The following is a 1,824-nucleotide window of genomic DNA, read 5'->3' as shown; positions in this document are numbered from 1 at the left end:
AGGCGGCTGGTGCCGGCGCTCGCGAGCAGCAACGGCAGCAGGCGCGCGGTGACCCGGGCGTCGGCGAGCGCCGCGTGCGCGTCGGCGAAGGTCAGGCCGAAGTGCGCGCAGCACGTTCCGAGCTTGTGGTCGCTCAGCGGTAGGCCGGACGCCTTCGCGAGCTTCATCGTGCACAGCGCCGGCAGCGTGGGCGGGGTCATTCCCGCCGCGACGAACTCGGCCTCCAGGAAGCGCTGCTCGAACGACGCGTTGTGCGCGACCACCACCGCGCCCGCGAGCAACGCCGCCACCTCGGTCGCCACCTGGGCGAAGCGCGGCGCGTCCGCGACGTCGGCGGCGGTGATCCGGTGCACGTGACCGGCTCCGACCGAGCGCCCGGGATCGAGCAGCGTCGTCCACTCGCGCAGCACCTCGCCGGTGCCGAGCATGCGGACCACGCCGATCTCCACGATCCGATCGCCTCGGGCGGGCGAGAAGCCCGTGGTCTCCAGGTCCACGACCGCGAACTCGGTACAAGCGACCTCGGCCGGCAGGCCGAGACCGCGGGTGGGATCGGCATACGCGAACAAGACGGTTCCTTCTCCCCCGGGCCGCCTGAGCACGACCGACGGGGCGAGAGTCTATGACCCTCGCCCCGTCGTTTTCGCCGGATTGCCCGGAACCACCCGTCAGTGCTCGGTCGAGCCCGCCGCGACCCACGACAGCAGCCGGCGTGTGGCGTCGGTTCCGCCCGCGGGCAGGTCGGCCGTGTAGACCCAGGGCAGGCTCACCCACGGGTCCATGATGTGGTCCTCGGGAATCGCGGTGAGCCGCAACAGCGAGCGCCACAGCGGGTCGAGCAGCGGCCCGAACGACTCGGCGTCGGCGCGGCTGCCCACCACGATCACGTGCACGCCCACCCGCGGGCCCTCCTCGACGATGTGTCGCAGCATCGCGGCGCTGCGATCGTCGAACCCGAACGGGAAGTCGTGCACCAGGAGCAACTGGCGGGCCAGGTCCAGCTCCGGCGGCAGCGCGTCCACGGCGTCGTTGGCGACGGCCATCCGCACCAACTCGATCCGGTCCAGGACCCGGGTCAGCAGCGCCGACACGTCGGCCGCGCCGGTGGCCACCGGCCCCACGAGCAGCCCCGCCGCCGCGAGCGGCTGCAGCGGAGCGGCGGCCGTGCCCTTGCCCGCGGGGTCGATCACGTGCACCTTGAACTCGCCGATCGGGAAGGCCGCGAGCATCCGCGCGGCCAACGACACCGCGAGCTCGACCGCTCGGGTGCTGCCGGTCGCCGGGTCGTCGGCGCCTTCGAGACCGGTCGCCGACGTGTCGATCCACAGGCCGCGATCCATCGGCAGCCGCAGCACCATCGGCACCCGCAGCTCGGGCCGCTCGGGCAGGTACAGGTCGCCTAGGCGCATCGCGGGCGCACCGTCCTGCGGGGGCTGCCAGCCGGCCCACGCCGTGCTGTCCCAGCGGGCCATCACCGGCGGCAGGTTCGGCTCCAACTGCTCGACCTCGGCGACCAGCTGCGCGGTGTCGCGGTCGAGCACGGCCTTGGCCTGCTCGGCCAGCGAACGGTGCCGGTCCCTGGCGGTGTCCTGCGCGGCGAGCCCGGCCGGCGAGAAGCGCGCGGCGGGATCGGACAGGACGCCTTCGAGCTCCTTGTCCAACCGGCCGTCGGCGTACTCGATCGCGGAGCGATAGGCCGCGGCGGAACGGGCCGCGTCCTCGAACACGCCCCACACCTGCTCGTACAGCTTCTCCACCTCGCGCCGGGCGGCCCGGGCGGCGGCCTCGCGCTCGACGTCGGGCGGCGCGGCGGCCCACGCCATG

At 73.8% G+C, this 1,824-nt stretch carries 1 protein-coding gene and 1 pseudogene; both read right to left on the bottom strand.

What is annotated here, in order from left to right; genetic code table 11:
• Positions 1-569: 3'-5' exonuclease (locus GT354_RS38460; RefSeq protein ID WP_161361022.1), on the bottom strand; the 569-nt coding region annotated here is incomplete at its 3' end.
• 99 nt (positions 570-668) lie between these two features.
• A pseudogene (locus GT354_RS38455) lies at positions 669-1,824 on the bottom strand (export associated protein); the annotation flags it as partial.

The organism is Streptomyces sp. SID3343 (assembly GCF_009865215.1).
In the GTDB taxonomy this organism is placed as follows: Bacteria; Actinomycetota; Actinomycetes; order Streptomycetales; family Streptomycetaceae; genus Embleya.
Note: the sequence above shows the minus strand (reverse complement) of the source record. Positions and strands in the feature narration are given on the sequence as shown.